Below are 17,558 nucleotides of genomic sequence, written 5' to 3' on the forward strand. Positions count from 1 at the left end.
CGCGCGGCTCAGGCTTCGCGGGTGGCGAGATCGATCAAGGGCGCCACGCGGTACCCGATGACCTCTCCCATGATGAGAGAGGTCTCGGTGCGCTCCACACCGTCGATGGCCAGGATGCGGCCATCCGTGTCGAAGAGGTGCTGGGTGTCGCGACATGCGACGCGTACGAGCAGATCGACCTGACCGCTCAATCCGTCCGCCTGAACGACCTCGGGAACGCGGGCCAGTTCCGCGCGGATGCGGGGCAGGTCCGCCTGCCGCACCATGACACTGATGAACGCCTCGATCGGGAAGCCGAGGGCCGATGCCGAGATCGCGCGCTCGTAGGACAGGAACACACCGGAACGGTCGAGTCTGGCCATGCGTGCCTGGACCGTGTTGCGCGAGAGGCCGAGTCGTTCGGCGAGGGCGACGACCGTCGCGCGGGGGTCGGCGGACAGGGCCGAGAGCAGTTCCAGATCGGTGCGGTCCAGAGTGGTCATAGTGCGAGACATTAGCACGCATGACGGGGGTGGATGTACGCAACATGCTCATGGTGCGGGCGCATGCTTGAGCTAGGTGTTATACCGCCGTATCGTCGGCAGCACCGGCGAGGATGCCGGCCGACGCGGCGGATTCGGCCTCACGAGGGCAGGACCGCCGGAAGGGATGACGACGATGCACACCCTGAATCCGACCGCTGATCCCGCGACCGACATCGACGAGGTCGCCCGTCTGATCCGCGCTGACGGCACTCGCGTCTGCGACGGTGAACTCGATCCCTGGGTCGACGACGTCGATCATGCGTTCCTGCGGGACCTGTACCGGGACATGTCGCTCGTCCGGAGCGTCGACACCGAGGGGGTCGCGCTGCAACGTCAGGGTCAGCTGGGCCTCTGGGCACCCTGCCGAGGGCAGGAGGCGGCGCAGGTCGGCACCGCTCGCGCCCTGCGGCCTGACGACTTCGTGTTCCCCAGCTACCGCGAGCTCGGAGTCGGGCTCGTGCGCGGCGCGGAGCCCGCGGATGTCGTGCTCTCCTGGCGTGGTGAGGTCCACGCGACCTACGACCCGCAGCGCATGCGCACCGCGCCCCCGCAGATCATCATCGGGGCGCAGTCGCTGCACGCGGTGGGGTACGCGATGGGCATCCAGCGCGACCGCGGCGGGGAGATCGCCGTGGCCTACTTCGGCGACGGCGCCACGAGCCAGGGCGACGTCAACGAGGCGATGGTCTTCGCGTCGTCCTTCGCCGCTCCGGTCGTCTTCGTGTGCTCCAACAATCAGTGGGCGATCTCGGAGCCGGTCACGGTGCAGGCGAGGTTCCCGATCGCCGGGCGCGCGCCCGGCTTCGGCATCCCGAGCATGCGGATCGACGGGAACGACGTCCTCGCGTGTCTGGCCGCCATGCGGTGGGCAGCCGATCATGCGCGCTCCGGAGCGGGCCCCGCCTTCCTCGAGGCCGTGACGTATCGCATGGGGCCTCATACGACCTCCGACGATCCGACGCGGTATCGCGCTCCGGAAGACCTCGAGGCGTGGGCACAGCGCGACCCGATCATGCGGCTGGAGGCGCTCCTGAAGGCCGAGGACGCGTGGGACGACGCCTTCGAAGCCGGCGTGGCGGACCGGGCGGATGAGCTCGCGGCAGCGGTTCGGGACGCGGCACTCCACGCGCGCTCGCGGGAGCCGCTCGCGGTGTTCGACGACGTCTACGCCGAGCCGCACACCGCGCTCGCGGCACAACGTCGCCGGTTCGGGGCGTACCTCGACGGATTCGCCGACGACGAGGAGGACGCGCGATGAGCCGGTTGACGATGGCTGCAGCGCTCGGCCACGGTCTGCGCAGAGCGATGCGCGACGACGAGCGCGTCGTGCTGATGGGGGAGGACATCGGGCGTCTGGGCGGCGTCTTCCGCGTCACGGACGGGCTCCTCGACGAGTTCGGGCCGGCGCGCGTCGTCGACACCCCTCTCGCGGAGGCGGGCATCGTGGGCACCGCGGTGGGGCTGGCCTACCGCGGATTCCGACCCGTGGTCGAGATCCAGTTCGACGGGTTCGTCTACCCGGCCTTCGACCAGATCGTGTGTCAGGTGGCGAAGCTCCACTATCGCACGCAAGGACGCGTGCGCATGCCGCTCACCATCCGCATCCCCTGGGCGGGAGGGGTGGGGGCTGCGGAGCACCACTCCGAGTCGCCGGAGGCCTACTTCGTGCACACGTCCGGCCTTCGGGTGATCGCGGTGTCGCAGCCGCAGGATGCGTACGTCATGCTCCGGCAGGCGATCGCGTGCGACGATCCGGTCGTCTTCTTCGAGCCGAAGCGGCTCTACCACCGCAAGGGCGACGTCGATCTCGCCGACGCCTCGCCGATGGGCCTTGCGCGTGTCGCCCGCCCCGGACATGATGTGACGCTGGTCACGTACGGGGCCCAGGTGACGACGGCGCTCGATGCCGCGGCCGCCGCCGAGGAGGACGGCGTGTCGATCGAGGTCATCGATCTGCGCTCCCTGTCACCCGTGGACTACCGCACGCTCGCGGCATCGGTGCGACGTACCGGCCGGGTCGTCGTCACCCACGAGGCCGGCGGTGAGGCCGGGATGGCGGCCGAGGTCATCACCAGCCTCGTCGAGCGATGCTTCCACTACCTCGAGGCGCCGCCGGAACGGGTGACCGGGCACGACATCCCCTACCCGCCGGCGAAGCTCGAAGCACTGCACCTGCCCGATCTGGATCGGATCCTCGATGCGGTGGACCGGGTGCTGGGACGACCCGCGAGCCCGACGGGGTTCGAGGACGAGGTGGTCATCCCGGAGGCGGAGGAGGCGGTTCGATGAGCGAGGACTTCCGACTCCCGGACCTGGGCGAGGGGCTGCCCGAGGCCGAGATCGTGCAGTGGCACGTCGCCGAGGGCGACACGGTGTCCCTGAATCAGACGCTCGCCGAGGTCGAGACGGCCAAGGCCGTCGTGGAGATCCCCTCGCCCTTCGCCGGGGTGGTCAGGACACTGCACGCGGCGCCGGGCGACGTCGTCGACGTGGGTGCCGTCCTGGTGAGCGTCGACACCTCTGCTGCGTCGGGCGACGCCGGAGGAGACGGGACCGGCGGAACGGGCGAGGGCCAGGGGGATGCCGTCGAGGTCGCTGCGACCGGGGAGGCGGAGGATGAGCCCGCGCCGGCAAACCTCGTCGGCTACGGAGCGGCCGTCGGCACACCCGCACGGCGACGTCGTCGCCGTGCCGCGGCCGGGGAATCGAGCGCCGGCGCCGACACGGCGATCCTCGAGGCCGCACCTCATGACGCGATCCGCCTGACCGACACGGCCGCCGACACCCTCGCCGAGCGACCGCGGTCCACTCCACCGGTGCGGAAGCTGGCCAAGGAGCTCGGCGTGGATATCGCCCTGATCACGCCCGCGGGTCCCGACGGGCTCATCACGCGTCGAGACGTCGAAGACGTCGCCGGACGGGGACGCACGCCGGCAGCCTCGCGCGAGCGCGCCCCCTCGCAGGAACCGGCTGGCGAGCGGGAAACGCGCGTACCGGTCCGCGGCGTGCGTCGGCACACCGCGGAGGCGATGGTCGCCAGCGCCTTCACGGCGCCGCACGCCACCACGTTCCTGACGGTGGACGCGACCGAGACGATGGAATTCATCGCGCGCGTCCGGGGGGATGCGGTGCCTGCCCGGATCGGTGTGCTGGCCGTGGCCGCCAAGGCCGTCTGTCTGTCGCTCCGGCGCCACTCGTCGCTCAACGCGCGGTGGGACGAGCGCGCCGGCGAGATCGTGGAGTTCGGCTATGTGAACCTCGGGATCGCCGCCGCGACCCCGCGCGGTCTTCTCGTGCCGCGCATCGCGGATGCCGACGCGATGACGCTCGCAGAACTCGCGACCGAGCTCTCTGCCCTCACCGAGCGTGCCCGGTCGGGGCGGTCGACGCCCGCCGAACTCACCGGCAGCACGTTCTCGATCACCAACGTCGGCGTGTTCGGCGTCGATGCCGGAACGCCCATCCTCAATCCGGGGGAGGCCGGCATCCTCGCCCTGGGTGCGGTCCGCCGCATGCCGTGGGAGCACGAAGGCGCGATCGCACTGCGGAGTGTCATCACCTTGAGTCTGTCCTTCGACCATCGCGTCGTCGACGGCGAACAGGCTGCGTCGTTCCTGCGGGACGTGGGCGCGCTGCTGGCTGACCCTGCACGCGCGATGCTCCTGGCGTGAGCGCCCCGATCAGGCGTCGGCATCCGCGGTGAGGGCCGCCAGCGCCATCGCCTCCAGGACCGGCGCGGCTGGGCCGTCCGGGACACTCCAGCGAACGCCGCGCACGCTGTGCGGTGTGGAGTTGATGAGACCGAAGCAGGCGTAGACGCGCACGCGCAGCTCGGCCGGCTCCGCGTGCGGCAGCAGCGCGCCGAGGGTGTCCGTCCAGATGGCGACGTAGTCCCGCTGGAGACGCCGCACCGTCCGGGCGTCGCCATCGGAGAGATTGGCGAGATCGCGGTCCTGCACGCGGATGACGTCGGCTTCGGACAGGGCGAAGGCGACATGAAAGCGCGCGAGAGCGACCAGGCGGTCGGCGGCCGTGTCGTGCGCGGCGGCGACCTCCGTCCCACCCGCGTGCAGTCGCTCGCTGACGCCGACGAGGATGGCCGCCAGGAGAGCCTGCTTGCCCGAGAAGTGCCGGTAGACGGCCGGTCCCGACACGCCGACGGCGGCGCCGAGGTCCTCCAGACTCACGCCGCTGAACCCGCGATCGGCGAACAGTCGTGCGGCCTCGCGGAGCAGCGCGTCATGGCGATCCGCTTTGGCGCGCTCACGATCCGTGGCGCTCCTTGTCATCTCAGTTAATCCTCGCTAACGTGGTGCTCAGTTAGTCAGCGCTAACTGTGATGTGAACACTAGCCAACGCTCGTCATCGGCGACAACGTGCGTGACGAGATCGTGACGTCGAAGGAGACGGGCATGGAGGCATCCTCGGTCCAGGCGCCCCGCGCCCAGGCGTCGTCGGGTCAGGCGGAGCTCGCGGACCGGCTGCGCCGGCGGCTGTCCGAGGTGGCGCGCGGCGGCCCGGACGCGGCGCGCGAGCGACACGTCTCACGCGGGAAGCTGCTGCCGCGCGAGCGCATCCGGCGCCTGCTGGACCTCGGCAGCCCGTTCCTGGAAGTGGCGCCGCTGGCGGCGGACGGACTGTACGACGGCGTCGCGCCGGCCGCGGGCGTGGTCGCCGGGATCGGGCTCGTCCACGGTCGCCACGTCATGGTCGTCTGCAACGACCCGACCGTGAAGGGCGGCGCCTACTTCCCGATGACGGTGAAGAAGCATCTGCGCGCACAGGAGATAGCGGGGGAGAACAGACTGCCGTGCATCTACCTCGTCGACTCCGGCGGCGCATACCTGCCGATGCAGGATGAGGTCTTTCCCGATCGCGACCACTTCGGGCGCATCTTCTACACCCAGGCTCGACTGTCGGCCGCCGGCATCCCGCAGATCTCCGCCGTTCTCGGCTCGTGTACCGCCGGCGGAGCCTATGTGCCCGCGATGAGCGACGAGACGGTGATCGTGCGAGACCAGGGCACGATCTTCCTCGGCGGTCCACCGCTGGTCAAGGCGGCGATCGGCGAGGTGGTGACCGCCGAGGACCTCGGCGGGGGCCGACTCCACGCCGAGCGCTCCGGGGTGGTGGACCACCTCGCCGACGACGATGATCACGCCCTCCAGATCGTGCGCGACATCGTCTCGACCCTTCCCGCCCCGCCGCGCACGGAGGCGGTCGTCGTGCGTGACCCCGGTCGCCCGGCGACCGACCTCTACGACCTGGTCCCTCTCGACGTCAATCGGCCCTACGACGTCCGCGATGTCCTCGCGTGTCTGATCGACGGCGAGGACTTCCACGAGTTCAAGAGTCGCTACGGCACCACACTCGTCACGGGCTTCGCGCGCATCCACGGTCATCTCGTGGGAATCGTCGCCAACAACGGCGTCCTCTTCAGCGAGTCCTCCCTCAAGGGCGCGCACTTCATCGAGCTGTGCGACCAGCGTGGTGTTCCGCTGGTGTTCCTGCAGAACATCTCCGGGTTCATGGTCGGCAGCGGCGCCGAGGCCGGGGGGATCGCGAAGGACGGCGCGAAGATGGTCACCGCCGTCGCCACGACCCGGGTTCCGAAGCTGACCGTCGTGATCGGCGGATCATTCGGCGCGGGCAACTACTCCATGTGCGGACGCGCCTCCTCACCGCGCTTCCTCTGGTCCTGGCCCGGCAGTCGCATCTCGGTGATGGGCGGGCGTCAGGCCGCGGCGGTGCTCGCCACCGTGCGCGAGGATGCGATGGCGGTGCGGGGCGAGGAGTGGACGACAGACGAACGGGAGGCCTTCGAGGCCCCGATCCGATCCCGCTACGAGGAGCAGGGCGATCCGTACTATGCCACGGCCCGACTCTGGGACGACGGCATCATCGACCCCGCCGACACACGCGATGTGCTGGGGCTGGCGCTCGACGTCGTCACCCGCGTTCCCCTGGCCGAGCCACGACTCGGACTGTTCCGGATGTGACATGAACGAGAGTCCCTTCGCCACCGTGCTCGTCGCCAACCGCGGCGAGATCGCCCGACGTGTCATCCACACGCTGCACAGACGCGGAATCCGCAGCGTCGCGGTCTACAGCGACGCCGACGCCGACGCCCCCCACGTGAGGGAAGCCGACGAGGCGGTCGGGATCGGCCCGGCGCCGGCGATCGCCAGCTACCTCGACGGTGACGCGATCATCCGCGCCGCGCGTCGGACCGGCGCGGAGGCCATCCACCCCGGCTACGGATTCCTGTCGGAGAATGCGGGGTTCGCGCGGGCGTGTCACGCGGCAGGGATCGTCTTCATCGGTCCGGGCGATCGCGCTCTGGAGGTGATGGGCGACAAGATCCGCGCGAAAGCTCACGTCGCGGCGCACGGGGTGCCGGTGCTGCCCGGCTTCGAGGTCGGAGCCAGCACGGAGGGGAAGATCTTCCGTCAGGCCCAGGAGATCGGATACCCGCTGCTCGTGAAGCCCTCCGCCGGCGGTGGAGGCAAGGGCATGCAGGTGGTCCGCGAGCAGGACGGGCTGCTCGACGCCATCGCCTCCGCGCGGCGTATCGCCCGCGCGTCGTTCGCGGACGACGCCCTCCTGATCGAACGACTCATCGAGGCGCCGCGGCACATCGAAGTGCAGATCATGGCCGACGCGCACGGCGGGGTGATCCACCTCGGCGAACGCGAGTGCACGCTGCAGCGGCGGCATCAGAAGGTCATCGAGGAGGCGCCCTCGCCCGCGATCGACGATGAGACGCGCGCCCGGATCGGCGAGAGCGCGTGCGCGGCCGCGAGATCGGTGGACTACCGGAGTGCGGGCACGGTCGAATTCCTCGTGGCGGCGGATCGCCCGGACGAGTACTTCTTCATCGAGATGAACACGCGGCTTCAGGTCGAGCACCCCGTCACCGAGATGATCACCGGGCGCGACCTCGTCGCCATGCAGCTGGATGTCGCCGCGGGGGGACGGCTGCCGATCGCGCAGGCCGACGTGCGCCTGGACGGTCACGCCGTCGAAGCGCGGGTCTACGCGGAGAGCCCGACGCGGGGATTCCTCCCCGAGACCGGTGAGATCGCGATGTGGCGGGCGGCGCCGGGGGTGCGCACAGATGCTGCTGTGGAGACCGGTGCCACCGTGACGGAGCACTACGACCCGCTGATCGCGAAGGTGATCAGTCACGCGTCCACACGGGAGGATGCGTGGGACGCTCTGGACCGAGCCCTCGCGGAAACGATCGTGCTCGGCGTCGACACGAACATCTCCTTCCTGCGCGCTCTCGCGCGTGACGCGGATGTGCGCGCCGGTCGCCTCGACACCGGACTCATCGGACGACGTCAGATCCCCCGAGTGACCCGACCCGACGCGGACGTCCTCGCCCGGTGGGCGGCCGCGGAGCTGGGCCGGCATCCTGCGCCCGCGACCGGCTCGCCGTGGGGCCGCCGGGACGGATGGCGCCTGTCCGGCGCCGACGGCGCCCGCATCCCCTTCCTCGTCGAGGACGACATCGAGGAGGCCGCAGCGGATGACGCCGCGGCTGCCGAGGCGATCGTGGCACGCGCCAGCGACGGCACGTGGTGGGCGCATCGACGCGGCGAGACGGTGTCGGCGAGGCCGCTCACCCGCAACGAGGTCGCACGGCGCCGGCGCACGGCGTCCGGCGGGAGCACCGGCGTCGACGCCCTCGATGCCGTCGCGCCGATGCCGGGCTCGGTCGTGGCGGTCCACGTCACTGACGACGAACAGGTCGCCGCCGGTGCGGTGCTGGTGACGATCGAAGCCATGAAGATGGAGCACCCGGTGCTCGCGCCGCGTGCCGGGCGAGTGCGGCTGCGCGTCGCCATGGGCGATCACGTGCGCCGCGGCGACGTGGTCGTCGACGTGGCCGGACCGACCGACGCATGACGCGGTCGCGTGCTCAGCGGAGGGAGAGGGAGACATGGAACATCACGGGTTGAGCGACGAGGAGCGCGAGCTCGCACGGTTGGTGCGGGAGTTCGCCGAGGACGTCGTCGCACCCCAGTCCTACGAAGCGGACCGCACCCGGACGCTGTCCATGGACGTGGTCGCACAGATGGGCGAACTCGGCCTGTTCGGACTGCCGTTCCCGGAGGACGTCGGCGGGCAGGGCGGCGACCTCTTCGCGCTGTGCCTGGCCGTGGAGGCCCTCGCGCGCGTCGACCAGTCCATTGCCATCACCCTCGAGGCGGCGGTGAGCCTGGGCGCGATGCCCGTGCACCGCTTCGGCTCGGAGGAGCAGCGACAGGAGCTGCTGCCCGACCTCGTCGCGGGGCGAGCCCTGGCCGGCTTCGGCCTGACCGAACCCGAGGCGGGATCCGACGCGGGCGCCACGCGCACCACGGCTCGCCTTGAGGGTGACGAGTGGGTCATCGACGGCGCGAAGCAGTTCATCACGAACTCCGGCACGCCGATCACGCGTTTCGTCACGGTGACCGCCGTCACGGGTGAGCGCGACGGCCGAAAGGAGATCTCGACGCTCATCGTGCCCAGCGGAACACCGGGCTTCACCGTCGGACCGGCTTACGACAAAGTGGGTTGGCATGCTTCCGACACGCACCCGCTCGTCTTCGACGGGGTGCGTGTGCCGGAGCAGAACCTGCTGGGCGAGCGCGGACGCGGGTTCGCCGCCTTCCTGAACATCCTCGACGAAGGGCGGATCGCGATCGCGGCGCTGGCCACCGGGGCCGCCGAAGGGTGCCTGGAGGAGGCGATCGCCTACGCGCGGCAGCGCGTCGTGTTCGGAGAGCGTCTGGCCTCGCGTCAGAGCATCCAGTTCACGATCGCGCGCATGCAGGCGCGCGTGCACACCGCGCGCCTGGCATGGCACCACGCGGCCCGGCTGTGCGGCGCGGGTCAGCCGTTCACGGCCGAGGCGGCGATCGCGAAGCTCACCGCCGGGGAGGCGGCGATGGACAACGCCCGCGACGCCACGCAGATCTTCGGGGGCAACGGCTTCATGAACGAGTTCCCCGTCGCGCGGCACTACCGCGACGCGAAGATCCTCGAGATCGGCGAGGGCACCACCGAGGTGCAGTTGCTGGTGATCTCGCGGGCGCTCGGACTCGCGGGGTAGCGTGGCCGCGATGGATGCCGCCGACGCTCGTTCCTCCCACCCGCCGTCCGACCACGTGGTCGAGCAGCGCGGTCTCTACGCCGACGAGCTCGTGGTCGGCGCGCGATACCGGCACCGACCGGGCCGGACGGCGACCGAGACCGACAACACCCTCTTCTCCGCTCTGACGATGAACACTCAGGCGCTGCACCTGGATGCCGCCTACGCTGCGACGCAGCCGTTCGGCGAGCGGCTGGTCAATTCGATGTGGACCCTCGCCACGATGGTGGGGGCCTCGGTGACCCAGATCACGCAGGGCACGCTCGTCGCGCAGCTCGGACTCACCGACGTCACGTTTCCGGCCCCGCTGCACCACGGTGACACGCTCTACACCGAGACGGAGATCCTCGCGGTCAGACCATCCGCGTCGCGGCCGGGACAGGGCGTGGTGACGATGCGTCACACCGGACGCAACCAGCGCGACGACGTGGTCGCCACGGCGACGCGCACGGCACTGATGTGGTTCGCACCCGATCCGGAAGGGGAGTCATGACTGACGCACCGTGGGGACCGGCTCTGCTCTTCTGCCCCGCCGACAGGCCCGAACGCTTCGCCACCGCGGCGGCTCGCGCGGATGCGGTGATCATCGACCTGGAGGACGCGGTCGCCTCAGGGGCGAAGACGGGTGCACGCGGCGCCCTCATCGAGGCCGAGCTCGACCCCGATCGCGTCATCGTGAGGGTCAATGCCACGGGCACGGCGGACTTCGTGGCGGACATGGCGACTCTCTCGCAGACCGATTTCCGGACGATCATGGTCGCCAAGGCGGAAGATCCGCGCCAGCTCGCGAGAATCGACGCGCGATTCCGGGTGATCGCACTGTGCGAGACGGCCACCGGAATCGTCGCCGCCGAGGCGTTGGCGTCGCTGCCGAACGTCTCCGGCCTGATGTGGGGCGCCGAAGACCTCGTCGCCAGCCTCGGGGGCACCTCCAGCCGGAAGAAGAACGGACGCTACCGTGACATCGCACGCACAGCGCGCGCCCGGGTCCTCCTGGCGGCGGGGGCCCACGGCGGGATCGCGGTGGACGCGGTGCACCTCGACATCGCCGACACGAAGGGTCTCGCACGCGAAGCGGTCGACGCGGCCGCCTCCGGCTTCTCGGCGACCGCCTGCATCCATCCGTCGCAGGTCGAAGTCATCCGCCGTTCCTATGCGCCCGGTGCCGATGAGACGACGTGGGCGCGGGCGGTCCTCGCGGCGGCCGAAGGGGAGCGGGGTGTCTTCACCTTCCGCGGACGGATGGTCGACGAGCCCGTGCTTCGGCATGCGCGATCGATCGTTCGACGCGCGGAGGTCGCCCCCGGCGCGTGAGTCAGGCCGTGCGGCCGGCCGGCGCGACGGCCTCGGTGGTCGCGGTCATGCGCAGCGCATCCTCGGCGGCTTCGTACGAGAGCAGACTCAGATGGTCGTGCTCGAAGCGGAGGCGGTGGATCGAGCCGTTCGGCAGGCGCTCACCGTCGAGGGGGAATTCGCCCGCGCTCGCGTGGCGGATCACCTCGCGGATGAGCGCGCCGTGGCTCACCACGATGACAGTGCTCGTCCCCGGCGCCGTACGGCTGCGGGCGTCGCCGACCGCCGAGCGCAGGCCGCGCAGGGCGCGGCGTCGGACATCCGGCCACGCCTCGGCTCCGGGCACCTCCGCGCGGTCCCAGGAGCCCCACCGTTCGGAGAACTCCTCGGGTCGAAGGCCCTCCGCCTCACCGTAGGCGCGCTCGCGCAGATCGGGGTAAACACCCACGCCGCCCACGCCGAGAGCGTCGGCGATGATCTGCGCGGTCTCGCGAGCGCGACCCAGATCGCTCGCGGCCATGGCGACGGGCGCATTGGTCTCGAGGATGTCGCGCAGGTGGCGCGCGGCATCAGCGGCCTGCGCCCGACCGGCTTCGTTGAGGGGGATGTCGGTGGAACCCTGGATGCGCCGCTGGCGGTTCCAATCGGTCTCACCGTGGCGGACGAGGAGGAGGGAGGTCACCCCTCGAGACTAGACGCGCCGCCGACCCGGGCGGGCAACGCGGCGGCGAACGCCTGGAGCACTTCCGTCGTGCCGGCGTCGACCTTCACCGTCGCCCGGCGGTCGCCCCGGGTCTGCCCGCGGTTGACGATGACGATCGGGAGTCGGCGACGACGGGCCCGCTCGAGGAGCCGGATGCCGGAGTTGACGACGAGGGAGGATCCGGCCACGACGAGGGCATCGCTGGCTCGGACGAGCTGCTCCGCCTCGCGGAACTTCTCGGCGGGGATGAACTCGCCGAAGAAGACGACGTCGGGCTTCAGCATCCCGCCGCAGACGGTGCACACCGGCACGACGAAACCGTCCGTGGTTCCGGGAAGCACGTCTCCGTCGGGCCCGAGTTCCACGCTGTCGGGAACGGTGATCCAGGGGTTCTCCGCTTCGACTCTCTCGGCCAGGTCGCGACGATCGAAGACCTGTCCGCAGTGGGTGCAGAAGACACGTCGCATCGTGCCGTGCAGCTCCACGACGCGGCGGCTCCCCGCGCGCACGTGCAGTCCGTCGACGTTCTGCGTGATGACTCCCGTCGTGACGCCGTGCTCCTCGAGTGTCGCGAGTGCGGCGTGCCCGGGATTCGGAGCGGCACCGGCGAAAGCCTGCCATCCCAGGTGGCTGCCGATCCAGTATCGGCGCCGGGCCTCGTCGCTGGAGAGGAACTGCTCGACGGTCATGGGGGTGCGCACGGGCGCCCCCTCGCCGCGGTAATCGGGGATCCCGGAGTCGGTCGACACGCCCGCGCCCGTCAGCACGGCGACCCGCCGCCCCGCGAGGGCGTCGATGGCGTCCGCCACCGTGGGGGAGAGCGCCGCACCGCCCGCCGTCGTGAGTGTCACCCGGTCACCTCCGATGCGAGTGTATTCGCCTGCAGTTGCGAGGATGTTACGTCAGGGCCGAGGAAGGGAGCCGAACGTGCGGGTCGAACGCGTGGACGATGCGGGGGATCCCCGGCTGCGGGACTACCGCGACCTGACCGACATAGCGCTCCGACGCGTGAGCGAGCCGCAAGGCGGTCTGTACATCGCGGAGTCGGCGAAGGTCATCGCTCGCGCTCTCGGGGCCGGTCACGCTCCGCGCTCGCTTCTGGTGCAGCAGAAGTGGCTCGACGACGCGGACTCGCTGCTCGCGGCGCATCCGGATACCCCCGTGTACGTCGTCCCGGCCGAGATCGCCGAGCAGGTCACGGGCTACGCGGTTCACCGGGGCGCTCTCGCCTCGATGGCGCGTCCGGCCCTTCCGAGCGTGCATGAGACCGTCGCCGGAGCGCGTCTGGTCGTGGTGCTGGAGGACATCGTCGACCACACCAACGTCGGAGCGGTGTTCCGCAGTGCCGCGGCTCTGGGAGCAGACGCCGTGCTCATCACGGAGCGGTGTGCCGACCCGCTGTACCGGCGCAGTGTGCGCGTCAGCATGGGGACGGTCTTCCAGGTGCCGTGGACCCGCCTTCCGGCCTGGCCGCAAGCGCGCACGATGCTCCACGCATCCGGATTCCATCTCGCCGCTCTCGCGCTGTCCGACGATGCCATCGGCCTCGACGCGTTCGCGGCCGCCGATCACGATCGAGTGGCGCTCCTGCTGGGTGCCGAGGGTGACGGGCTCAGTCGCCGCGCCGTCGAGGCCGCCGACAGCGTCGTGACGATTCCGATGGCCGGCGGCGTCGATTCCCTCAACGTCGCCGCAGCCGGTGCGGTGGCCGTCTGGGCGCTCAATCCCCGTCGTCGATGACGCGGCCGGCCGCACCACCGAGCGGCAGGGCATCGGGACGCTTCGCGGTGACGTGGTCGCCGGAGGACTGATGCCGCACGCGGCGCAGCACCCACGGCACGAGATACTCCCGCGCCCACACCAGGTCGCCGGACCGGGCCTTGCGCCACGTCTGCCGGGGGAGCGGGTCGGGCTGCATGGCGAGCAGATCGTTGGGCACGTTCAGTGCCCGAAGCACCATGCGAGCGACCTCGTGGTGACCGAGCGCGTTCATGTGCAGGCGGTCGTCGTCGAAGAACCGCATGTCCTGCACCTCCTTCAGCGCCCACTGGTCTGCGACGATCGCGTCGTAGCGGTCGGCGATCGCGCGGATGTTCTCGTTGTAGATCGCCACCTTGCCGCGGATGCCGCGGAACACCGGCGTGAAGTCGGTGTCGATCCCGGTGAAGACCACGAGGGTCGCGCCGTCGCGCGACAGGCGTGCGACGGCGTCCTCGAACAGCTCGGCGACGGCATCGGGGTCGCTCCCCGGGCGGATGACGTCGTTGCCCCCCGCCGAGAACGTCACGAGGTCCGGCTTGAGCGCGAGCGCGGGTTCGACCTGTTCGGCCACGATCTGCCCGATGAGGCGCCCCCGCACGGCGAGATTGGCGTACGCGAAGTCCTCCACCTGGTCGGCGAGCACCTCGGCGACCCGATCCGCCCATCCCCGATGCCCACCCGGCGAAGCCGGCTCCGGATCGCCGATGCCCTCGGTGAACGAATCGCCGATCGCGACGTAACGACGCCACGGATGCGGTCCGGTGTTCTCGACGAACGGGGTGCGGTTCGCGCTCGCGCCTGCCATGGATCTCCTTCGGTTCGTGACCGATACGAGGCTATCCCCGCGCGGCCGCCGCCGGGAGCCGACGTCGCGGGGCTCGTCTAAGGTAGTCAGTCGCATCAGCGGATCACACGACAGGGAGGGATGCCGGGTGCTCGACGAGTCTCCTCCCGCCGACGGCGCGCATCCTTCCGACGCTCACCTCGGGAGCTTCGCGGCCGAACACCTCTCGCCCACGTACCCGCAACGCGCTCCGTGGGGCACCGCGCAGCGTCTGCGTGCCTGGCAGGCCGAAGCGCTCGACCTGTACTTCTCGATGGACGGCCCCGATGGTCCGGGTTCCGGTCCGCGCGACTTCCTCGCTGCCGCGACCCCCGGCGCCGGCAAGACCACGTTCGCGCTTCGCCTCGCGACGGAACTGCTGCGGCGGGACGTCGTCGACCGCATCGTCGTGGTCGCCCCGACCGAGCACCTGAAGACGCAGTGGGCGGATGCCGCTGCCCGGGTGTCGATCCGCCTGGATCCCGCCTTCAGCAATCGTCACGTCGCTCCCGCTCGGCACTACCACGGTGTGGCCGTCACCTATGCCCAGGTGGCCGTCAAGGCCTCGGTGCACGAGCAGCTCGTGCTCGACCGTCGCACGCTGGTGATCCTCGACGAGGTGCATCACGGCGGCGACGCTCTCAGCTGGGGGGATGCGCTGCGGGAGGCGTACCGACGCGCCACGCGTCGTCTGCTCCTGTCGGGCACACCTTTCCGCAGCGACACCGCGCCGATCCCGTTCGTCGAGTACCACCCCGACGCGAAGGGCATCCGACTCTCGCGGACCGACTACAGCTATGGCTATCGCCGCGCGCTCGAGGACGGCGTCGTGCGGCCGGTGATCTTCCTGGTCTACGCGGGGCAGATGCGCTGGCGCACCAAGACCGGTGAGGAGATGGAGGCCCACCTCGGCCAGGACAACACGAAAGACATCACGTCCCAGGCATGGCGTACGGCCCTGAACCCGGAGGAGCAGTGGATCCCGGCGGTGCTGCGCTCGGCGGATCGACGGCTGAGCGAGGTGCGCGAGCATGTGCCAGACGCCGGAGGACTCGTGATCGCGACGGATCAGATCGCGGCGCGCGCCTACGCCGCGATCCTCGAGCAGATCAGCGGCGAGGCGCCCACGGTGGTGCTCTCCGACGAGGCCGAGGCGTCAGCGCGCATCGAGGAGTTCGCGCGCGGTGAGAAGCGCTGGATGGTCGCGGTGCGCATGGTGTCCGAGGGTGTGGATGTGCCGCGCCTGGCCGTCGGCGTGTACGCCACCTCCGCATCCACACCCCTGTTCTTCGCGCAGGCCATCGGGCGGTTCGTGCGCGCGCGCCGTCGCGGCGAGACCGCGAGCGTCTTCCTGCCGAACGTCCCCCAGCTGCTCGCTCTCGCCAACGAGCTGGAGCGCCAGCGCGATCATGCCCTCGATCGCGATTCCGACGGCGACGAAGACTGGAACGCCGAGGAAGACCTCATGGACGCGGCCGAGCGCGACGAGAAGGCTTCCGACGCGCTCACCGAGGAGTTCTCCTATGAGGCGCTCGGATCGTTCGCTCATTTCGACCGCGTGCTCTACGACGGGCGCGAATTCGGTCAGCTGGCCGTGCCGGGAACCCCGGAGGAGGAGGAGTTCCTCGGTCTGCCCGGACTCCTCGAACCCGAGCACGTGCACGAGCTTCTGATGCAGCGTCAGGCCCGACAGGGCCGGCATCGCAAGGAACGCGAGTCGAGGGAGTCGGCCACCGATCAGCCGCCTTCGCCGGAACAGACGCTCCCGCCGGCGCTGCACCGGACGCTCCGCGAACAGCGGCAGCTGCTCAACAGCCTCGTGGGACTCTATGCCCGGCAATCGGGTGAGCCGCACGGCGCCGTCCACGCCGAGCTGCGGCGGGTGTGCGGCGGACCGGCGGTCGCACAGGCGACGGTGGCGCAGCTGCAGTCCCGCATCGATGTGCTGCGCTCCCGCGTGCGCTCCTGACGTCGACGGCACCGCTTCCGGCGGCTTCGGAGCTCCGAAATGCTGGCAATACCGGCCGACACGAGTGGCGTAGGTGCCCGCGATGGCTAGCGTGAAGTGTGCCCGAGACCACACCGATCGCCACCCCGAGGGAACGACGCCGCTGGGCGCGATACCTCGTCGACGAACGCGCCGAGGCCGACGTCTATCGTCGTCTCGCGTCTCGCCGTACGGGCGAAGAGCGCGCCATCCTCATCGCCCTCGCCGAGGCCGAGGGCCGTCATGAGGCGCATTGGCTCGCACTTCTCGGCGGAGAGCCCGAACGGCTGCCGCATCGCAGCGCATCCAGCGTCATCCTCGGGTTCATGGCGACGCGCTTCGGATCGGTCTTCGCCCTCGCTCTCGCGCAGAACGCCGAGGCCCGCTCACCGTACGACGACGATCCGGCGGCGACGCCGGCGATGGCTGCCGACGAGCGCGTGCATCACGAGGTGGTCCGAGGCCTCGCGGCGCGCGGACGACGTCGCCTGTCGGGGGTGTTCCGCGCGGCCGTGTTCGGTGCCAACGACGGACTGGTGTCGATCCTCGCGCTCGTGCTCGGCATCGGCGCGACGGGAGTAGCGCCGCAGTTCGTGCTCTTCAGCGGCATTGCCGGGCTGCTCGCGGGCGCGCTGTCGATGGGGGCGGGCGAGTACGTGTCGGTGCGTTCTCAGCGCGAACTGCTCGAGGCAGCGCGCCCGAGCGACTACGCCGACGACGCGCTCGCTCACCTCGATCTCGATGCGAACGAGCTCGCCCTGGTGTACCGCACGCGGGGGATGCCGGCCGAGGAGGCCGATGCGCGCGCCCGCCAGCTGGTCGGCTCGGCGCGCGAAGGCGGCTCGACGTCCCTCGTCGTGGCCGCCGACCTCGACGGCGACGACGTGATCGGCGGCGCTTGGCGAGCCGCGGGCTCGAGTTTTCTGTTCTTCGCCTCGGGCGCGATCATCCCCGTGCTGCCGTGGCTGTTCGGGCTCACCGGATTCGCAGCGGTCCTCCTCGCCCTCGCACTCGTCGGCGTCGCACTGCTGGCCACGGGCGCACTCGTCGGGATCCTGTCGGGGGCACCGCCGATGGGGCGCGCGCTGCGCCAGCTCGCGATCGGGTGGGGTGCGGCTGCCGTCACCTACGTCCTGGGGCTGCTGTTCGGCGTCGGCGTGGCCTGACGTTCGCCGCCTCCCGTCGAAAACGCCGGTTGCCGCGAGAAACCACGCAATGCGTGGTTTCTCGCGGCGTTTGTGGTTTCTCGCGCCGAGCGGCGACGGAGCGGCGACGGAGCGTAACGACGAAAGGGCCCCGATATCGGGACCCTTTCGGACTGTGCGCGA

Annotated in this window: 16 protein-coding genes; 11 read left to right on the forward strand and 5 right to left on the reverse strand. The window is 70.6% G+C overall.

What is annotated here, in order from left to right; genetic code table 11:
- Positions 1 to 8 precede the first annotated feature (8 nt).
- Complete coding sequence (locus ACGG9C_RS11400) at positions 9 to 482, reverse strand: Lrp/AsnC family transcriptional regulator (protein ID WP_194383183.1); 474 nt, start codon at positions 480 to 482, stop codon at positions 9 to 11.
- 166 nt (positions 483 to 648) lie between these two features.
- Here ACGG9C_RS11400 and pdhA point away from each other — a divergent pair, with 166 nt between their 5' ends.
- From pdhA to ACGG9C_RS11415, 3 genes are read left to right on the forward strand one after another with little or no spacing between them, the layout of a single operon-like run.
- A complete protein-coding gene (gene pdhA / locus ACGG9C_RS11405) occupies positions 649 to 1,782 on the forward strand; it encodes a pyruvate dehydrogenase (acetyl-transferring) E1 component subunit alpha (protein ID WP_194383182.1) in 1,134 nt (377 codons plus the stop codon).
- Positions 1,779 to 2,813: an alpha-ketoacid dehydrogenase subunit beta gene (locus ACGG9C_RS11410; protein WP_194383181.1), complete on the forward strand. Its 1,035-nt coding sequence runs from the start codon at positions 1,779 to 1,781 to the stop codon at positions 2,811 to 2,813. Before pdhA ends, ACGG9C_RS11410 begins: the two co-directional genes overlap by 4 nt.
- Positions 2,810 to 4,195: a dihydrolipoamide acetyltransferase family protein gene (locus ACGG9C_RS11415; protein WP_194383180.1), complete on the forward strand. Its 1,386-nt coding sequence runs from the start codon at positions 2,810 to 2,812 to the stop codon at positions 4,193 to 4,195. Before ACGG9C_RS11410 ends, ACGG9C_RS11415 begins: the two co-directional genes overlap by 4 nt.
- 9 nt (positions 4,196 to 4,204) lie before the next feature.
- On the opposite strand, the gene ACGG9C_RS11420 is transcribed toward ACGG9C_RS11415, so the two are convergent.
- A complete protein-coding gene (locus ACGG9C_RS11420; protein ID WP_071043555.1) occupies positions 4,205 to 4,813 on the reverse strand; it encodes a TetR/AcrR family transcriptional regulator in 609 nt (202 codons plus the stop codon).
- Positions 4,814 to 4,936: 123 nt separating this feature from the next.
- On the opposite strand from ACGG9C_RS11420, the gene ACGG9C_RS11425 reads away from it, so the two are divergent.
- From ACGG9C_RS11425 to ACGG9C_RS11445, 5 genes are read left to right on the forward strand one after another with little or no spacing between them, the layout of a single operon-like run.
- Positions 4,937 to 6,523: a carboxyl transferase domain-containing protein gene (locus ACGG9C_RS11425; protein WP_390178670.1), complete on the forward strand. Its 1,587-nt coding sequence runs from the start codon at positions 4,937 to 4,939 to the stop codon at positions 6,521 to 6,523.
- Position 6,524: 1 nt separating this feature from the next.
- Positions 6,525 to 8,435 (forward strand): acetyl/propionyl/methylcrotonyl-CoA carboxylase subunit alpha, encoded by a 1,911-nt coding sequence (locus ACGG9C_RS11430; RefSeq protein ID WP_390178671.1) that lies wholly within the window; start codon positions 6,525 to 6,527, stop codon positions 8,433 to 8,435.
- 34 nt (positions 8,436 to 8,469) lie between these two features.
- Positions 8,470 to 9,624 carry an acyl-CoA dehydrogenase family protein gene (locus ACGG9C_RS11435; protein ID WP_390178672.1) on the forward strand — a complete coding sequence of 385 codons (1,155 nt, stop codon included), beginning with the start codon at positions 8,470 to 8,472 and terminating at the stop codon, positions 9,622 to 9,624.
- A gap of 10 nt (positions 9,625 to 9,634) precedes the next feature.
- Entirely contained in the window at positions 9,635 to 10,156 is a 522-nt protein-coding gene (locus tag ACGG9C_RS11440) for a MaoC family dehydratase (protein ID WP_071043747.1), read from the forward strand.
- Positions 10,153 to 10,977 (forward strand): CoA ester lyase, encoded by an 825-nt coding sequence (locus ACGG9C_RS11445; protein ID WP_071043553.1) that lies wholly within the window; start codon positions 10,153 to 10,155, stop codon positions 10,975 to 10,977. Before ACGG9C_RS11440 ends, ACGG9C_RS11445 begins: the two co-directional genes overlap by 4 nt.
- 1 nt (position 10,978) lies before the next feature.
- Here the strand turns inward: ACGG9C_RS11445 and ACGG9C_RS11450 are convergent, their stop codons facing one another.
- The gene (locus ACGG9C_RS11450; RefSeq protein ID WP_390178673.1) at positions 10,979 to 11,638 is read right to left on the reverse strand and encodes a histidine phosphatase family protein; all 660 of its coding nucleotides are present in this window, start codon (positions 11,636 to 11,638) and stop codon (positions 10,979 to 10,981) included.
- Positions 11,635 to 12,510, reverse strand: coding sequence for a Sir2 family NAD-dependent protein deacetylase (locus ACGG9C_RS11455; RefSeq protein ID WP_071043551.1), 876 nt, complete (start codon positions 12,508 to 12,510; stop codon positions 11,635 to 11,637). Before ACGG9C_RS11455 ends, ACGG9C_RS11450 begins: the two co-directional genes overlap by 4 nt.
- A gap of 76 nt (positions 12,511 to 12,586) precedes the next feature.
- Between ACGG9C_RS11455 and ACGG9C_RS11460 the strand changes: the two genes are divergently transcribed.
- A complete protein-coding gene (locus tag ACGG9C_RS11460) occupies positions 12,587 to 13,399 on the forward strand; it encodes an RNA methyltransferase (protein WP_286717057.1) in 813 nt (270 codons plus the stop codon).
- Here ACGG9C_RS11460 and ACGG9C_RS11465 read toward each other — a convergent pair.
- Positions 13,380 to 14,225, reverse strand: coding sequence for an SGNH/GDSL hydrolase family protein (locus ACGG9C_RS11465; RefSeq protein ID WP_194383171.1), 846 nt, complete (start codon positions 14,223 to 14,225; stop codon positions 13,380 to 13,382). The two genes, ACGG9C_RS11460 and ACGG9C_RS11465, sit on opposite strands and share 20 nt — an antisense overlap.
- 127 nt (positions 14,226 to 14,352) lie before the next feature.
- On the opposite strand from ACGG9C_RS11465, the gene ACGG9C_RS11470 reads away from it, so the two are divergent.
- Together ACGG9C_RS11470 and ACGG9C_RS11475 are read left to right on the forward strand one after the other, a co-directional pair.
- Complete coding sequence (locus ACGG9C_RS11470) at positions 14,353 to 16,212, forward strand: DEAD/DEAH box helicase (protein ID WP_390178674.1); 1,860 nt, start codon at positions 14,353 to 14,355, stop codon at positions 16,210 to 16,212.
- A gap of 98 nt (positions 16,213 to 16,310) precedes the next feature.
- Complete coding sequence (locus ACGG9C_RS11475; RefSeq protein WP_194383169.1) at positions 16,311 to 17,396, forward strand: VIT1/CCC1 family protein; 1,086 nt, start codon at positions 16,311 to 16,313, stop codon at positions 17,394 to 17,396.
- Positions 17,397 to 17,558 lie beyond the last annotated feature (162 nt).

This window comes from Microbacterium sp. MTN4-26, assembly GCF_042846595.1.
Taxonomy (GTDB): Bacteria; Actinomycetota; Actinomycetes; order Actinomycetales; family Microbacteriaceae; genus Microbacterium; species Microbacterium luteum.

What these genes read in the sequence shown, in the direction of transcription:
- pdhA (WP_194383182.1), top strand. Translation starts at nt 649, where the DNA reads ATGACGACGATGCACACCCTGAATCCGACCGCTGATCCCGCGACCGAC.
- ACGG9C_RS11410 (WP_194383181.1), top strand. Translation starts at nt 1,779, where the DNA reads ATGAGCCGGTTGACGATGGCTGCAGCGCTCGGCCACGGTCTGCGCAGA.
- ACGG9C_RS11400 (WP_194383183.1), bottom strand. Translation starts at nt 482, where the DNA reads ATGACCACTCTGGACCGCACCGATCTGGAACTGCTCTCGGCCCTGTCC.
- ACGG9C_RS11415 (WP_194383180.1), top strand. Translation starts at nt 2,810, where the DNA reads ATGAGCGAGGACTTCCGACTCCCGGACCTGGGCGAGGGGCTGCCCGAG.
- ACGG9C_RS11425 (WP_390178670.1), top strand. Translation starts at nt 4,937, where the DNA reads ATGGAGGCATCCTCGGTCCAGGCGCCCCGCGCCCAGGCGTCGTCGGGT.
- ACGG9C_RS11430 (WP_390178671.1), top strand. Translation starts at nt 6,525, where the DNA reads ATGAACGAGAGTCCCTTCGCCACCGTGCTCGTCGCCAACCGCGGCGAG.
- ACGG9C_RS11435 (WP_390178672.1), top strand. Translation starts at nt 8,470, where the DNA reads ATGGAACATCACGGGTTGAGCGACGAGGAGCGCGAGCTCGCACGGTTG.
- ACGG9C_RS11465 (WP_194383171.1), bottom strand. Translation starts at nt 14,225, where the DNA reads ATGGCAGGCGCGAGCGCGAACCGCACCCCGTTCGTCGAGAACACCGGA.
- ACGG9C_RS11420 (WP_071043555.1), bottom strand. Translation starts at nt 4,813, where the DNA reads ATGACAAGGAGCGCCACGGATCGTGAGCGCGCCAAAGCGGATCGCCAT.
- ACGG9C_RS11445 (WP_071043553.1), top strand. Translation starts at nt 10,153, where the DNA reads ATGACTGACGCACCGTGGGGACCGGCTCTGCTCTTCTGCCCCGCCGAC.
- ACGG9C_RS11440 (WP_071043747.1), top strand. Translation starts at nt 9,635, where the DNA reads ATGGATGCCGCCGACGCTCGTTCCTCCCACCCGCCGTCCGACCACGTG.